General features: G+C 66.4%; 15 protein-coding genes and 1 pseudogene. 9 read left to right on the top strand and 7 right to left on the bottom strand.

The window, feature by feature from the left end:
* Window positions 1-17 precede the first annotated feature (17 nt).
* The 4 genes from ACEN9J_RS37860 to ACEN9J_RS37845 are packed head-to-tail and all read left to right on the top strand — an operon-like array spanning window position 18 to window position 3,881.
* Window positions 18-1,076: an ABC transporter ATP-binding protein gene (locus ACEN9J_RS37860; RefSeq protein WP_057590457.1), complete on the top strand. Its 1,059-nt coding sequence runs from the start codon at window positions 18-20 to the stop codon at window positions 1,074-1,076.
* Between the two features lie 23 nt (window positions 1,077-1,099).
* The gene (locus tag ACEN9J_RS37855; protein WP_413764952.1) at window positions 1,100-2,293 is read left to right on the top strand and encodes a CaiB/BaiF CoA transferase family protein; all 1,194 of its coding nucleotides are present in this window, start codon (window positions 1,100-1,102) and stop codon (window positions 2,291-2,293) included.
* On the top strand, window positions 2,290-3,108 hold the full coding sequence (locus ACEN9J_RS37850) for an enoyl-CoA hydratase (protein WP_296736611.1): 819 nt from the start codon (window positions 2,290-2,292) through the stop codon (window positions 3,106-3,108). Before ACEN9J_RS37855 ends, ACEN9J_RS37850 begins: the two co-directional genes overlap by 4 nt.
* Window positions 3,105-3,881, top strand: coding sequence for an enoyl-CoA hydratase/isomerase family protein (locus ACEN9J_RS37845; protein ID WP_413764951.1), 777 nt, complete (start codon window positions 3,105-3,107; stop codon window positions 3,879-3,881). Before ACEN9J_RS37850 ends, ACEN9J_RS37845 begins: the two co-directional genes overlap by 4 nt.
* 378 nt (window positions 3,882-4,259) lie before the next feature.
* On the opposite strand, the gene ACEN9J_RS37840 is transcribed toward ACEN9J_RS37845, so the two are convergent.
* The gene (locus ACEN9J_RS37840; RefSeq protein ID WP_413764950.1) at window positions 4,260-4,436 is read right to left on the bottom strand and encodes a hypothetical protein; all 177 of its coding nucleotides are present in this window, start codon (window positions 4,434-4,436) and stop codon (window positions 4,260-4,262) included.
* Window positions 4,437-4,513: 77 nt separating this feature from the next.
* Window positions 4,514-4,675 (bottom strand): hypothetical protein, encoded by a 162-nt coding sequence (locus ACEN9J_RS37835; protein WP_413765720.1) that lies wholly within the window; start codon window positions 4,673-4,675, stop codon window positions 4,514-4,516.
* Between ACEN9J_RS37835 and ACEN9J_RS37830 the strand changes: the two genes are divergently transcribed.
* Window positions 4,619-4,738 carry a hypothetical protein gene (locus tag ACEN9J_RS37830; RefSeq protein WP_413765709.1) on the top strand — a complete coding sequence of 40 codons (120 nt, stop codon included), beginning with the start codon at window positions 4,619-4,621 and terminating at the stop codon, window positions 4,736-4,738. The genes ACEN9J_RS37835 and ACEN9J_RS37830 overlap by 57 nt on opposite strands.
* 62 nt (window positions 4,739-4,800) lie before the next feature.
* Here ACEN9J_RS37830 and ACEN9J_RS37825 read toward each other — a convergent pair whose 3' ends face one another.
* The 3 genes from ACEN9J_RS37825 to ACEN9J_RS37815 form a co-directional block, all read right to left on the bottom strand.
* On the bottom strand, window positions 4,801-5,841 hold the full coding sequence (locus ACEN9J_RS37825; RefSeq protein ID WP_413764949.1) for an alpha/beta hydrolase: 1,041 nt from the start codon (window positions 5,839-5,841) through the stop codon (window positions 4,801-4,803).
* Window positions 5,842-6,282: 441 nt separating this feature from the next.
* Window positions 6,283-7,719, bottom strand: a complete 1,437-nt coding sequence (locus ACEN9J_RS37820; RefSeq protein WP_413765708.1) for an MFS transporter — start codon at window positions 7,717-7,719, stop codon at window positions 6,283-6,285.
* 23 nt (window positions 7,720-7,742) lie between these two features.
* Window positions 7,743-8,216: a nuclear transport factor 2 family protein gene (locus tag ACEN9J_RS37815; protein ID WP_413764948.1), complete on the bottom strand. Its 474-nt coding sequence runs from the start codon at window positions 8,214-8,216 to the stop codon at window positions 7,743-7,745.
* Between the two features lie 72 nt (window positions 8,217-8,288).
* Between ACEN9J_RS37815 and ACEN9J_RS37810 the strand changes: the two genes are divergently transcribed.
* The gene (locus tag ACEN9J_RS37810; RefSeq protein ID WP_413764947.1) at window positions 8,289-9,167 is read left to right on the top strand and encodes a TetR/AcrR family transcriptional regulator; all 879 of its coding nucleotides are present in this window, start codon (window positions 8,289-8,291) and stop codon (window positions 9,165-9,167) included.
* Between the two features lie 34 nt (window positions 9,168-9,201).
* Window positions 9,202-9,641: pseudogene (locus ACEN9J_RS37805) on the top strand (NAD(P)(+) transhydrogenase (Re/Si-specific) subunit beta); the annotation flags it as partial.
* Between the two features lie 62 nt (window positions 9,642-9,703).
* Here the strand turns inward: ACEN9J_RS37805 and ACEN9J_RS37800 are convergent.
* Together ACEN9J_RS37800 and ACEN9J_RS37795 are read right to left on the bottom strand one after the other, a co-directional pair.
* Window positions 9,704-11,773, bottom strand: coding sequence for a carboxylesterase/lipase family protein (locus ACEN9J_RS37800; protein WP_413764946.1), 2,070 nt, complete (start codon window positions 11,771-11,773; stop codon window positions 9,704-9,706).
* A gap of 103 nt (window positions 11,774-11,876) precedes the next feature.
* Window positions 11,877-13,931, bottom strand: coding sequence for a carboxylesterase/lipase family protein (locus ACEN9J_RS37795; RefSeq protein ID WP_413764945.1), 2,055 nt, complete (start codon window positions 13,929-13,931; stop codon window positions 11,877-11,879).
* 145 nt (window positions 13,932-14,076) lie between these two features.
* Between ACEN9J_RS37795 and ACEN9J_RS37790 the strand changes: the two genes are divergently transcribed.
* Window positions 14,077-14,754: a TetR/AcrR family transcriptional regulator gene (locus tag ACEN9J_RS37790; RefSeq protein ID WP_057591499.1), complete on the top strand. Its 678-nt coding sequence runs from the start codon at window positions 14,077-14,079 to the stop codon at window positions 14,752-14,754.
* 71 nt (window positions 14,755-14,825) lie between these two features.
* Entirely contained in the window at window positions 14,826-15,194 is a 369-nt protein-coding gene (locus tag ACEN9J_RS37785) for a hypothetical protein (protein WP_413764944.1), read from the top strand.
* Window positions 15,195-15,265: the final 71 nt, after the last annotated feature.

Genomic DNA, 15,265 nt, shown 5'->3' with positions numbered 1-15,265 from the left:
CAAAAGAGAACCGACGCATGTCCAAACTCGAACTCAGGAACCTCAGCAAGCGCTACGGCGCGACGCCGGTGGTCGATGCGGTCTCGCTGCAGCTGCAGCGCGGCGAACTGGTCACGCTGCTGGGCCCCTCGGGCTGCGGCAAGACCACCACGCTGCGCATGATCGCGGGCTTCATCGAGCCGTCGGACGGCACGATCGTGGTCGACGGCGCCGAGATCTCGTCGCCCGCGCGCTCGGTGTCGCCCGAGCACCGCGGCATGTCGATGATCTTTCAGAGCTACGCGATCTGGCCGAACATGACGGTGGCGCAGAACGTGGGCTTCGGCCTGCGGGTGCGCAAGACACCCGATGCGGAGATCGCGCGGCGCGTGGCGGAGATGCTCGACGTGGTCAAGCTCGGCGCCCTCGCGCAGCGTTATCCGGCCGAGCTCTCGGGCGGACAGCAGCAGCGCGTGGCGCTGGCGCGCGCGATGATCGTGCGGCCCGAAGTGCTGCTGCTCGACGAGCCGCTGTCCAATCTCGACGCGAATCTGCGCGAGGAGATGGCCACCGAGATCCGCCGGCTGCACGACCAGTTCCACTTCACCACGGTCTACGTGACGCACGACCAGGCCGAGGCGATGGCGATCTCCGACCGCATCGCGGTGTTGCACCAGGGCCGGCTCGAGCAGATCGACACCCCGTGGAACCTCTACAACCGCCCGCGAACGCCCTTCGTCGCGGGCTTCATCGGCAAGACCAACCTGGTCGAGGGCGAGCTCGACGGCGACCGCCTGCGGCTCGACGGGCTGGCGGCGGGCTTCGCGCTGCCCGGGGGCGCGGCCGGCGGCGCCCGCCTGCTGGCCTCGATCCGGCCCCAGTCGCTGTACCTCGATGCCGCGCCCGCGGGCGCGGTGGCGCTGGGCGACGTCTCGGTCGTCGGACGCACCTACCTCGGCGAATACTGGAACTACCTGGTGCGACCCAGCGGAGGCGGGGCGTCGCTCAAGGTGCACGCGGCGCCGTCCACGGTGCTCGAGATCGGCCAGCGCTCGACGATCTATGTCGACCCCGGCGCCGTGGCCGCCATCCAGTGATGCATCCACCGCACGAGTCCACCATGCCCCATTCCATCGAATCCGATCTGCCGCTCACGGGCTGCCGCGTGCTCGACCTCACCATCGCGCGCGCGGGCCCGGTCGCGGTGCGCCTGCTGGCCGACTGGGGCGCCGACGTGGTGCGCATCGACCCGCCCGACCGCAAGCCCACGCTCGGGCCGCGCCGCGGCTCCGACGAACAGAACCTGCACCGCAACAAGCGCAGCCTGAGCGTCAACCTCAAGACCCCTGAAGGCATGCGCGTGCTGCGCCAGCTCGTCGAGCGCAGCGACGTCGTGGTCGAGAATTTCCGCGCCTCGGTCAAGGAGCGCTTGGGCCTGAGCTACGAGGCGTTGCGCGCGATCAATCCGCGGATCATCCTGGCCAGCATCTCGGGCTTCGGCCAGACCGGCCCGTACGCGGGCCGCCCGGGCCTCGACCAGATCGTGCAGGGCATGAGCGGGCTGAGTTCGGTCACGGGCGAACCCGGGCGTGGTCCCTACCGCACCGGCATCGCGATCTCCGACACCACCTCGGGCATGTTCCTGGGCCAGGGCATCCTGCTGGCCTTGCTGCACCGCCAACGCACGGGCCGCGGCCAGTGGGTGCATACCTCGCTGCTGGAGGCCATGCTCAACAAGCTCGACTTCCAGGGCGCGCGCTACACGGTCGAGGGCGAGGTGCCGCGGCAGGAGGGCAATTCGCATCCCACGCTGGTGCCGATGGGCACGTTCGATGCCCGCGACGGAAAGGTCAACATCTGCGGGCCTGGCGCCGCGATGTGGGCCCGGCTGTGCGAGGTGCTCGGCGCCCCGCATCTGGCGCAGGACGAGCGCTACAAGGACCAGCCCTCGCGTCTCGCGCACCGGCGCGAGCTCGAGGAGGCCATTAGCGCCATCACGCGCGGCCTGGGCGTGCGCGAACTGGTGGAGCGGCTGAACGATGCAGGCGTGCCCTGCGGCCCCGTCTACGACATCGGCCAGGCCTTCGAGGATGCGCAGGCCCGGCACCTGCGCATGACGCGTCCGGCGCCCCATGCGGCGCTGGGTACGCTGGAACTGCTGCGCTCGCCGATCAACCTGTCGGACTGCCCGCACGCCGAGGCCTTCCATCGCGCGGCGCCCGATGCGGGCGAGCACACCGATGAAGTGCTGCGCGAGCTCGGCTACGGCGACGAGTCCGTCGCGTCGCTGCGCAAGGAAGGGGTGGTGGCATGAAGGCGCAAGACCGAGTCCTGCAGTCGCTGGGCACGGGCCGCATCCTTGGCGAAGTGCGCGAGGGCATCGGCTGGATCACTTTCAACCATCCCGAGCGCCGCAACGCGATGTCGCTGGACATGTGGCAGGGACTGGGCGCGGTGGCGGAGGCCTTCGAGCGCGATCCGGGCGTGCGGGTGGTCGTGATGAAGGGCGCGGGTGGCAAGGCCTTCGTCTCGGGCGCCGACATCTCCGAGTTCGAGCAGCACCGCGCCGACGCGGCGCAGAAGAAGAGCTACGACGAGGTGGCCGCTCGCGGCCATGCCGGCCTGGCCGCGTTGAGCAAGCCGCTGGTCGCGATGATCCAGGGCTACTGCGTGGGCGGCGGCCTGGCCATCGCGCTGGCTGCCGACATCCGGATCGCGGCGTCGTCCTCGCGCTTCGCCATTCCGGCCGCCAGGCTCGGCCTGGGCTACGACTACCGTGGCGTGGCCGCGCTGGCGCGGCTGGTCGGGCCGTCGGCCGCGAAGGACATCCTCTTCAGCGCGCGCTTCCTCGAAGCCCCCGAGGCCTTGCGGCTCGGTCTGGTCAACACGGTGGTCGAGGATGTCGCGCTCGATGAAGCCGTGAGCGCCTATGCGCAGAGGATCGCCGCGAATGCGCCGCTCACGGTGCACGCCGCCAAGAAAGCCATCCAGGCGTTCGAACGCTACTCGGACAGCGCCGCGGCCGACGAGATCGCGCCGCTCGTGCTGCAATGCTTCGACAGCGAAGACTACAGGGAGGGCCGCCGCGCCTTCCTCGCCAAACGTCCTCCCATTTTCCAAGGCCGATGAACGCGATCACCGAACCCACCGAGTCCTCCGACCTGCCCGAGCTTCGCATCGAGGGCGCGGTCGCGACCATTCGCCTGCGGCGCCCCGCACAAGCCAACCGCCTGAGCGCCGACGACCTCGAGCGGCTGGCCGCGCTGATTGCCGAGGTCGACGCGCGGCCCGAAGTGCTGGTGCTGCTGTTGCGCGGCAGCGGCAAGTATTTTTGCAGCGGCTACGACATCGGCAGCATCGGCGCAGAGCGCAAGGTCGACTTCGAGGGGGTGGTCGATGCGCTGGAGATGGCGCGTGCAGTCACGGTGGCGGTGCTGCATGGCGGCGTGTACGGCGGCGCGACCGATCTCGCCCTCGCCTGCGATTTCCGTGTCGGGACCACGGGCATCGACATGTTCATGCCCGCCGCACGCCTCGGCTTGCACTACTACCGCTCGGGCCTGGAGCGCTACGTGAGCCGCCTCGGCCTGGACAACGCCAAGCTGCTGTTCCTGACGGCGCGCAAGATCGATGCCGTGGAGATGAAGCGCATCGGCTACCTGACGCAGCTCGTCGAGCCCGATCAGCTGGAGGAGGAGATCAGTGCCCTGGTGCGCGACTGCGCGTCGATGGCGCCGATCGCGCTGACCGGCATGAAGCATCACCTCAACCGCATCGCGCGCGGCACGCTCGACCCGCAGGCGCTCGACGCGAGCATTCGCAGGGCCTACCTCTCGGAAGATCTGCGCGAGGGGCAATCGGCCTGGGCGCAGAAGAGAGCGGCGAAGTTCCAGGGGAAATAGAGAGCAGCGGCGCTGGAAACCATGGCCTCGAGTGCGGCCGCCAGCGCTCCGTTTGATCGCCAGAGCAACTCTGCCAAGTCGCGACGAGGACGCAGACAAGTGTGTTCGGCGTCGCTCAATGCCTCGTAGTCGTCAGCACTCGCTGCGGACCGACCATCCCGATCTCAGGGAGCCTCGTTGCCGCGCTTGATGCAGGCGGGCCCAGAAATTTCGACCTCATGGCCTGGGTCGATACAGCGCGACACCGACCCAGTTTCAGCTTGGCGTCGATGGGTTGACTCATGTGAAGGTCGCCGTGGCAAAGCAGCCTACACAGACGACGCTAATAAGGTGGTCGAGGAGATGGGCAAGGCGGTCGAATAGAGAATCCGGCGCCATTCACTTGCGTTGCAGCATCACCCAAGCTTGCCTCTTGTCGGCGTCTACGCGGCGAGCCATGTTTCGGTGGAAATCTACGAAGGGCGTGTAACCAGCAGTCATCTCTTGTCGAACGAAGCCCTGAGCAAGCGCCAGGCCGGCGTTTTCTGGCTGCTTGCCAAGCTGTTGAAAGGGCATGAGATGAAAAGTTCTAAACACACCCACTACCTGCTGTCTGATCGCGGTGCGTTCCGTGGTTCAGCCAGCGAGTCGACTCATAACGGGTCGCGATCGACACCCCGCTGGGGCGGGATGCGGCTCCCTCCATCGTTCCATCCAGTGCCGAGTTGCACAGCATCTTGTGGAGCGCCCATCGCTTCCTGGCGTTCTGCTTGTTCGCCGTCTTCTTGCTGCACTTCGCCGCCGCGCTTCTTCATGCCTGGGTGCGAAGGGATGGCGTGTTCGAGACCATGACGTTTGGTCGACGAGGTGGTCGCTGATTCATTGGGCAGATCGTGAAGGCGCCCGAGTTTCAGGACCGAAGCGGCCCCGTGGTGACCGTTCAGCGTGTCTCATCAGTCCGAGGCGCTTGCTGCAATCGCGGCGCTAGGACGAAATCGGCGATGGCGTCGACGACCCCTGGTGCCAGTGGAAGGTCCGAACGGCCGTAGGTGGCGAGATTGGCGGCCCGATCGTCGGTCTCGACGGCTTTCAGCACATGGTTCGCCTCCGGAAGCAGCACCAGCTTCGACTGCGCCGCTGCCTGACGCAGCCGCTGTGCGTCCGCGACACCGACTTGGAGGTCGCGCCCGCCTTGCACGATCAGCAGGGGCTTCGTGTACCGGCCGGCCAACTTCGCGGGGTCAATGGCGAATGCGCTGATCAGGAACCCTTGCACTTTCGGGTGAAACACAGGCCGCAGCGGCGGTTGCATATCGGCCATCTCCACTCGGCGGCCGGCTTCTAGCGCATCGATGGCGGCCATGGCCTGGTCGAGCAGCAGCGCGTTGGCGGGATTGGCCCGCAACTGCTCACGCAGTACTTGACCCATTGGCCGGCCCGTGCTCGCCACCAGGACCACGCCGCAGAGGGCCGGATCCTGCCGCGCGGTCGCCGCCGCCAGTGCGACCAGTCCGCCCTCGCTGTGGCCCAGCACCCAGACGCATCCGGCGCCGGACTCTTCACGGATCGTGTCGAACCAGCGGCGCACGTCGTCCGCGTAGTCCTCGATGGTGACCGCGTCGGGGTCGGCAACCGCGCCGGCGCTGCCGTGCAGTCCGCGCTTGTCGATCCGCACCGTCGCGATCCCCTTCGCTGCGAGGCCTTCGGCCAGGAGTCGGTACGTCGAGGCCTTCACTCCCAGCGGGTTGTTGCCGTCGCGGTCCGTGGGGCCAGAGCCGGGCACGATCAGTACCACCGGAGCGCCCAGCGTATCCGGAGCAGCCGGCGACAGCAGGGTGCCCCGCAGCGGACCCCGCGGGCCGAGCACCTCCAGCGGCTTCTCGCGCGGTTCGGCGTCAGCTGCGCTGACGACAGTGACAGTGACGGCGACGGCGACGGCGACGGCGGCCCTCGCCAACAGATGGAGGAGGCAGGCATTCATTTGTTCATGGACCTTCGACTCGATCCCGCAGGAGCGGGTCGGCTAAGTCTATAAGGCCACTATCGCCATCTCGAATTGAAGACCGCGAAGAGCGACCCGAACCTGGACTTCGTCGCGGTGTCTGCACATCTTACGGTCGTACTGCGGGGGCGATTCGCGTTCTCGGCGGTGGCTCCGCTGGAATGAACCGCAGGCCATGGGGCGACTGATCGGTCTTGTTTTCCTCGCAGGCCCGGTCCATGATCAGCTGCAACGACTGGCTCGTGAGCCCCACGCGTTGAAGCAGCCGCCTCCGTTCGGGTCCGTGGTGGGTCTGTCCAGGCGACCGACTGAACGCCGCCGCCGTTCGGGCATCCGCGGCAACCCGATGGAACTCCGCCGTGCTCTCCAGGCCAAGCAGCTTCAACCATCCCGTCCGGAATTGGGTGGTGCCAACAGCCCTTAGTTGGGTGCCGGCCGGGGAGCGACGCTGCTTCCCGACCTCGAAGCCACAACGGACAGGATGGCCGCAACGGTCAGACTGGCCCCGATGCAAAGCATGGCGGCGATCAGTCCCTTGGCCATGGAGCTCGTGCCCGGCGAAGTACCCGCGACGCTGAAGAAGACGCCGCCGATGACCGCGACTCCGAGGGCGGCGCTGATCTGCAAGGCTGAGTTGGTGATGCCGGCAATCATTCCGGAGCCGCTCACCGGTGCACGGTCGATGACCGAGCGCACGAGGGTAGGCAGTGCCCATCCCTGCCCGAAACCCAGAAGTCCCACCGCAACGATGAGCGGAAACTCGGCCGGCATTTGTGCGGGGGCGCCAGCAACCAGCGCCGCAAGGTACAGGCACCCGGCCACCTCGAGCAGCATGCCGATGGCGGGCACCCAATTGCCGAAGAGACGGATGGCCAGCGGTGTCGTCAACGGACCGATGAAGAAGCCGACGCCGAAGGGCAGGAACACCAGTCCCGTTGCCAAAGGATCTAGTCCCAGGGCCGACTGTAGGTAGACGGAGAACACCAGGAAGAAGGCAGAGACGACGTAAAAGAAAAGAACGCCGGCGAGACCGCTCATCAATCCCGGCATGCGGACCAGGTCGATGCTGACGAGCGGGACGCCGCCTCGTCGAGAAAACGCCTTTTCATAGCGCCAGAAACCGAGCGCGGCGACAGGTGTCGCGATGAGCATGGCGCATGCCCACCATGGCCAGCCCCTTTCGCGCCCTTCCACCAGGGGCACGATCAGCAGGCTCAGCGTGAGCGCGCAGAGCAGAACACCGCCCCAGTCGATGGGCGCGGGGCTATCGCCACGAACGTTCGGCAGCAAGGGCAATCCACCGATCAGCACCGCGGCCACCACGGGCAAATTGATCAGGAAGATGATTCGCCACTGGAGGTGAAAGACGTCTGCGGAGATCAATGCGCCGCCCAGGGTTTGCGCGATCACTGCCGCCAGCCCGACGGTGGCGCCATAGAGGCCCAGCGCACGCGAGCGCTCCCGCACCGGGAACAGCGCATGAACGGAGGCCAGCCCTTGTGGGGCCATGGCGGCTGCGCTGAGACCTTGGAGTATGCGTCCCACGATGAGCATGGAAGGCGAGCTTGCGAGGCCGCACAGCAAGGACGTGAGTCCGAAGCCGCTGATGCCCAGCAGGAACATGCGCCGTCGGCCGAAGAGGTCGCCAAGCCGCCCACCGGTGATGAGGAAGACCGCGTAAGCCGCCGCATATCCGGAGATCACCAGTTGCAATTCAGCAGCACTCGTGCCGAGTTCGCCCTGAATGGACGGCAACGCGACATTGACGATGAAGAAGTCGAGTGGAGGCAGGAACGCCCCCACCAGCAACACCGCGAATGCGAGCCACCGACGCGAGTCTGAAGTTGTTTCTTGCATGATTTCGGTTGCGGCGGCGCGCATCAGATGGGGCGACCGAAGCGTTCCGTGCCCATGATGGGGGTCCAGTTCTGCAGCGGCGTGGCGAAATGCATGTCGAAGATGCGCTGCTGGAACGCCCATCGCCCGTCTCTTCGCTGGTAGAGGTCCTTGTACTGGCCGCTCACTTGCAGTGGTCCCTTCTCGACGTCGTAGAAGAGGCAGTCCGCCGCAACCAGGCCATGGCCGTTGTCGCCGTCGAGCGTGATGATCGCGTTCGCCATCCAGTGATGCATGTGCGGCATGCGTTTCATGTTGACGCGTGCTTGCGCCAGGATCTCATCGAGTCCTTCCGAGTTTCCATTGGCGCCGAGCAAGAGCCGAGAGTCGGGATGCCATAGGGTGGCGAGGAGTTCCACATTCATCGTGTCGAACGCTTCCGCATAGTTGGCGATCAAGGCATCGATGGCGAAGCGGCTTTCGATGGCGTCGAGGCGAGCTTCAAGTTCTTGGGACATGCGGGTTCTCCGTGAGTGAGCGGTGCGAGCGATCTGTGAGCGCACCGGGAAAATGTACCGAGTGGTACAAAAATGAGTAAAAAAAAGCGCGACTGGAGCGACCGGGGCGTGGAGCCCGCTTCCTGCGCGGGCGCCTGGTGTTCAAGCGCATGCTTCAAACGCGTCGATTTAAATATCGATTGGTACAAATATATGGCGGCGTTCGAATGCTGTCAACGGCTCGGTTCCCCCCGGTCGATTTGCCAGCCGGGAGAGGAGGTCTTTGCTTGCCGATTTATTGTGTATCGACTAGTATGTAATTTTGAACTGGCGGAGATCTTCATGGCTCAGCGAGGCCGACCGCGCGCATTCGACCGGGATGCGGCCCTTACCTCGGCCATGCACCTGTTCTGGGAGCATGGCTTTGAATCGACCTCGCTGTCGCAACTGAAGGCGGCGATGGGCAGTGGCATCTCCGCGCCCAGCTTCTATGCGGCCTTCGAGTCCAAGGAAGCGTTATACAAAGAGGCGCTGGATCGATACATGGAGATCTACGGCCACTTGACCAGAAGCCTGCATGATCCTTCCCTAGAGCCGCGAGAAGCGGTGTTCCTTGCATTGAAGCGCTCGGCAAAGATGCAGTGGGAGGGAGGGCACCCCAAGGGTTGCATGGTTGCGTTGGGCGTGATGGGAGCCTGTTCGTCGGGCAGCGAAACCATCACCGCAATGCTCCGAGAGGTGCGCAGTCGCACCCGCGCTGGATTCCATGCCTGCGTCGAGCGGGCCATCAAAAGCGGGGAACTGCGCAAGTCCACGAACCCGGCTTCGATGGCCGCCGCGTTCGACAGTTTCTTCTTGGGTCTGTCCGTCCTGGCCCGCGATCGTGTGCGGCTCGCGGTCGTCGAGGAATCCGTGGTCGAAGCCATGGGCATCTGGGATGCCGCGCTGGATCGATCCGATCATCCAGCCTGAGCTTTCGGTCGACTGGCAATGAACGCGCAGAGCATTGCGCTGCCGTGCGCCACGCTCTGGCGAACGGTCGGCTAGCCAAGGCCTGCGCCACCCGACCACCTCTATCCGCGGCAACGTCTTCGGCATGACCGGCATGGCGATCGCCGTGCTGACCACCGGCGCGCTGATCTACAAGCTCGCCAGCGGCAACCTCGAGGGCCTGGCCTACGTGCTGGTCGCGCGGGTCGTGGGCGGGGGCCTCGGCGCCTACATGGCCAACAAGGTCGAGATGACCAAGATGCCCGAGCTCGTGGCCTTCATGCACAGCATGATCGGCCTGGCGGCCGTGTTCATCGCGGTGGCCGCCGTGGCCGAGCCGCCTGCCTCCAACATCGCGCTCAAGGGGACCCGATCCCCGCGGGGAACCGCCTGGAGCTGTTCCTGGGCGCGGCCATCGGCGCCATCACCTTCAGCGGCTCGGTGATCGCCTTCGGCAGCGCCCCCGCCGGCGGCTGCGCGCGAGGCGAAACCTTGGGCAAGCCCGCGTGGCGTGGCGTTCAGGGAAAGGCGCTGGCCAAGCCGGTGCGCGGCGTGGCACCGCCGCCCGGCCCGATTTCCAAGTAGGCGTCGCTGGCAGGCGTGTAGGCTTTCCACTCCGGCGCGTCCATGCTGGGATTGCCATCCTTCGCGAAACGGGTCCATAGCGTCATGGTGGTTTCAGTGATGGCTTCGTCGTTCGGTCCCCAGCCCATCGACGCCTGGACATCGGCCGCATCCCCAGCGGTGCCGGTGATGCCATTGCCATTGAGGTCACCGATGGGCGCCTTCGCGCCGGCCGGCGTGAGCACCAGACCCATCACGTAGTTCGTCACCATGCCTTGCGGGTAGCCGAACAGGTAGGGCAACTCGCCGCTGTGGCCGCTGCGCAGGCCCATCGCCGACCAGCCGTCCGGGACGCGGCTGAACCGGTACACGTACTGGGGCGAGCGATAGGTTGCCGCGCGCTGCGCCATGAATACCGGCAGCGACGCGCGCAGCGAGGGATAGTCGCCAGAGGTCGCTCCCACCATCAGCGGCACGTCGCTGGGCATACCCTCCGCCATGTTCTGACCGTAGGTCTTCACCATGTGACGATGATCCACATTGGGTCGGTAGGTCTCGCGCGGGATGCCCGCGTCGAGGTCGGCTTGGGTGTAGGCGGTCCACGGCAAGGCGCGTGCCTGTGCCAACGTGGTCGCACCGACGCGCTCGAACACGGCCTTGCCGATCGCCTCGCCGCCGGCCAGCGAGCTCGCTGGTGTTCCGCCTGTCGCGATGGCATTGGCGCCGCTCTGCACAATGGCCTTGTGGAACAAGCCGACAGCCTCGGGCGCGTTCATGAGGCCATAGACCTTCCCGCCGCCACCCGATTGGCCGAAGATGGTCACGTTGCCGGGATCGCCGCCGAACGCAGCGATGTTCGATTTCACCCACTGGAGCGCCATCACCAGGTCCATCTGGCCGTAGTTCCCCGAGCCGCCGTGGCCGCTTTCCGCACTCAGCAGCGGATGCGCGAGATAGCCGAACGGCCCCAGCCGGTGGTTGACGGTGACCAGCACCACGCCCTTGGTGGTCAATCCATCTGGATTGTTGTACTGCTTGGAGTTGGCTGTGAGGATTGCGAACGAGCCACCGTGGAACCACACCATCACCGGCAGCTTCGACGCGCTTTTGGGCGCCGTCACATGCAGGTACAGCGAATCCTCGCTCATGCCGCCTTCGCCCAAAGCTTCCATCGTCGGGTTCTGCGCCGACTGGTCGGGCCAGGCGATGGCCTGGCGCACACCGCTCCAGGGTGTGGGCGATTGCGGTGCGCGCCAACGCAATGGACCGACCGGCGGTTGCGCGTACGGAATACCGAGGTACTGCCACGTGCCGGCATTTGCCTCGAAGCCCCGTAGCGAACCGCCCGTGGTGGCCACGAGGTGGCGCGTGCGCGCGCTGCGCGTGTAGTGTTCCTGTGCCGCTGCGGTGGTCCTGGCCGTGCGCGGTCGCGGGTCGAGGTCGGAGAAGGCGCCTGCCGTTTCGATCGCTGCGAGCAGGGGCGCAATGCTGGCACGGAACGCGGCCGCGGGCTGTGCGAAATCGATCGCGGCGGCATGACGCGAGACCGCTTGGCGGATCGCTTCGGTGATCTGTATGCCGTTGTTGAGGTCACCGTCGGCATCGAGGGATTGCAGCAGCACCAGGCGGTTGCTCACACGCACGTCACTGGTCGTGCTGTCGGCCCCGACCCAGGCGAGCGGCGAGACGGCGGCCGATGCCGGTGTCGAGCCCAGCGGCAATGTACCGATCGAGAAGCTCAAGGTCTCGCCGGCCGCATAGCGGTACCGGCCTTCGGCATCGGTGGTGCGCGCGCCGCTCAGTGAGCCGCGGTAATCGAGTCCCGACACAGGGTCACCCGTGAACGTGCCCGTGAGCTTGGGCTGAGTATCTGGCGCGGTGTCGCCCGCAGGCGGCGCGACGAACGCGAGGCTGGCGCCATTGCCGCCACCTCCGCAGCCGAGCAGGGCGACGGTGCTCGCCCAGGCTGCGAGGCAAAGGACGCGCGAGCGGCGCCGCTCGGCGCGGGCCGTGTGTGAGTGCATGAAGGTCTCCTTGTGGTGTGATGTGCGGGAACGAAAGGCCCGGCCGCGCCGCCGCGCCGCCGCGCCTTCCGCGCTCTGGCGATACGGCGCTCAGGCAGCGCGCTCAGGGAAAGACGCTCGACAGGCCGGTGCGGACCACGGGCGCGGCGCCGAGTTCGACGAAGCGGTCGTTCGCGGGCGTGTAGGCAGGCCAGTCAATCAATCCCGCGACGCTTGGGTTGCCGGTTTTGGCGAACTGGGTCCAGATCGCCATGCTGTTCTCGATGGCCTTCGCATCAGCGCTGTCGAAACCGGCCGAGGCAAGGATGTCCTGCGTGTCGCCCGCGGAGCCGCTGACGCCGTTGCCGTTGAGGTCTCCAATGGCGAGCTTGCCGCCGGTGGCTGGGTCGATCACCAGGTCGAGCAGGTAGTGGGTGACGACGCTCTCAGGCGCATTGAAGACGTAAGCCAGCTCGCCCGCGTGATACGTTTTCACGCCCCTGGCGCGCCAGCCGCCCGGCACCTGGCTGAAGAGGGCCGCATAGTGCCGGCTGGCGCTGTGCGTCGTCATCCAGGGAAACACGTTCTTCACCGTCTCGATCGGGTCGGGGGTGTCGTTGGTGTTGACCACGATCATGAAGGGCACGTCGTTGTGTCGGCGCGACTCGAAACTCACGCGCTCGCTGTACGGCAGATAGCCGTTGTCGATGTTGGTGTAGGGCACGAGCACGGAAGCCGCTGCGACCACCTCGGTCCAGGGGCGGCTGCGCATCTCCTCGAGCGAGGCCGCGCCCAGCCGCTTCTGGAGCGCGAGTCCGACCGCCTCGGCCGAGGCCAGCGTGCGGGTGTCGGGAATCAGCGTGCCGCTCTGGCTGATCGCCTTGTGGAAAAGGCCGGCCGCGCTCGGCGATGCCATGAGTGAAAGCACCTTGCGCCCGCCACCGGACTCGCCGAAGACGGTCACGTTGTCGGGGTCGCCGCCGAAGGCCGCGATGTTCGCCTTGACCCACTGCAGTGCCATCACCAGGTCCATCTGCCCGTAGTTGCCCGAGCCGCCGTGACCGCTCTCGGCGCTGAGCGCGGGGTGCGCGATGTAGCCGAGGGCGCCGAGGCGATGGTTCACCGAGACTTGCACCACGCCCTTGCTGACGAGGGCATTCGGGTTGTTGAAAGGCTTGGTGTTGCTCGTGAGCGAAGTGAACCCGCCGCCGTGGAACCACACCATGACCGGCAGCTTGGAGGCCGACTTGGGTGCCGTCACGTTGAGATACAGCGAGTCTTCGCTCATGCCGCCCTCGCCGAAGCGCTCGAGCGCTTGGACCTGTGCGGCCTGATCTGCCCAGGCCACCGCCTCGCGCACCCCGCTCCAGGGCTGGGGCGCTTGCGGCGCGCGCCAGCGCAGCGCGCCGACCGGCGGCTGCGCGTAGGGAATGCCAAGGTATTGCCAGGTCGTGGCGCTGGACTCGAAGCCGCGCAGCGGACCGCCTGTGGTGGTCACGACGTTGCGCGCGGCGGTGGCGCGGGTGTAGTGCTCCTGCGCGGCGACGGCGCCGCGCGCGCTGCGCGGACGCGGATCGAGATCCGTGAAGGCGCCGGCCGCATCGAGCGCTGCGAGCAATGGTGCGAGGCTTGCGCGGAAGGCCGTGGCCGTTTGGGAGAAATCGATGGCCGCGGCATGCCTGGACACGATATCGCGAATTGCGCCGGTGACCTGAATGCCGTTGTTGAGGTCGCCGTCGGCATCGAGCGTCTGCAGCAGTACGAGGCGATTGGTGGCGCGGGGGTCGGCCGGCGAACTGGCGCCGCCGATGCTCAGCGGCGACAGCGCGTCCGCGGCGGGCGCGGTGCCTAGCGGCAATTCACCAATCGAAAAGCTCAGCGTTTCGCCTGGCGCATAGTCGTAGCGCCCCTGCGCGTCTGTCTTACGCGCCCCTGTGACGGAGCCACGGTAGTCGAGGCCAACAACCGGTCCGCCTGCGAACACGCCGATGAGCCGGGGCTGGTTGTCCGGTGCAGGCTCATGGCTGCCGTCGGGCGCCGGCACCGTGGGCCACGATATGAAACTGGCGCTGCTCCCTCCTCCGCCGCCACAGCCCAGCAAGAAGGCGGTAGCGGCGCAAGCGGCCATCCACCGCGTGCCGCAACGGCGCCCCTCGGGCGATGCCATGCCTTTGATCATCCATATCTCCTTCGGTTATTTGACGTACGGGGGTCCCCGCGCGGGGCCGAGCCGGCCCAGATGGAATGGGTGAATAATTCCATTGAATTAATTCAATCGAATTAGAACTAACCCTAGCCGGGCCAGCGGTCACAATCTGCGTCCCATGCCCAGTCCTGCAACGAGCCCGAAGGAAAAACGCCCACCCGCGCTGGCGGCGTCGGCCGCCGCCACGCGCGAGCGCCTGCTGCTGGAAGCCATGCGGTTGTTCGCGCGCGAGGGCATGAATGCCGTGTCGCTGCGCAGGATCGTCGCGGCCGCGGGCGCGGGCAACCTGTCGGCGCTGCACTACCACTTCGGAAATCGCGAGAGTGTGGTGACCGAGGTGGCGCGGATGCTCCAGCGTATCCTCGAGCCGCGCTGCCGCGCGCGGCTCGAGGCGCTGGACAGGGGACCGCACACCGTGCGCGACGTGCTGGACGCGGCCTTCGGTCCGATGATCGACATGCTGTCCGAGGCCGGGCTGGGCCGCGACGCCGTATGCTTCATCGGCCGGCTCGGCTGGGATTTCGGCGAGGAAGGCCAGAAAATTTCGGCCGACATGCACCGCGACATACTGACGCTCGCACTGGACAGGCTTGCCGCGCTGATCCCGGCGGTACCCCTCGAAGTTCTGAAGTTCCGCCTCCTCCTGACGATGAACTCGTTGTACTACGGCATCTCGTACCGCAGCTACGCCATGCGCTCACCCTTCGGGCCGCTGTCGATCGGGCGACGTGGCAACGAAGTACAGGAGCGGGCGCTGTTCATGGACTATCTCGAAGCCGGTATCCGGCATCCGTGACGCTCGAGCTTGAGCAGGATCGGCAGGCGTGCCGTTGAATGCAGTGCGCCCGGCCAGACGCCACGGCTTCCATGATCAGCTTCATCGACCATGGCTTGTGGCGCCGACCGACACCGCGCACCCTTTGGCGAACGGCTTGTCTTGCGGATAGTCAAAAGTCCTACATCGATCTTGCAGGCCCCAGGGTAGAAACGATGACCCAGGAGTTCGGAATGACCACCATTGCATTCGATAAACGCTATGAGGCGTGGGCTGCAGCTGAGGCGGCGGTCTATGAGGCGATGATTCGGCTCGGTCCGCTCGGCCATGCGGAGGTCACGCCTTTGCGTGTGCGGGCCGATGAGCTGCTGCGCGAACTCTGGGAAGAACCAGATCTCTTTGAGGCCATCAGCGAGTCCCGCGATCAGTTTGAGTTTGCGCATGCCTCGCGGGCTGTCTAGGTGCCCGTGTTGAGATCAGCGGCAAGCTTGCCTCCGACAGCGTGATCTTTGGCCGGACCACCGGTTGGGAA

The organism is Variovorax sp. Varisp41 (genome assembly GCF_047325085.1).
GTDB lineage: Bacteria > Pseudomonadota > Gammaproteobacteria > Burkholderiales > Burkholderiaceae_C > Variovorax.
Note: the sequence above shows the minus strand (reverse complement) of the source record. Positions and strands in the feature narration are given on the sequence as shown.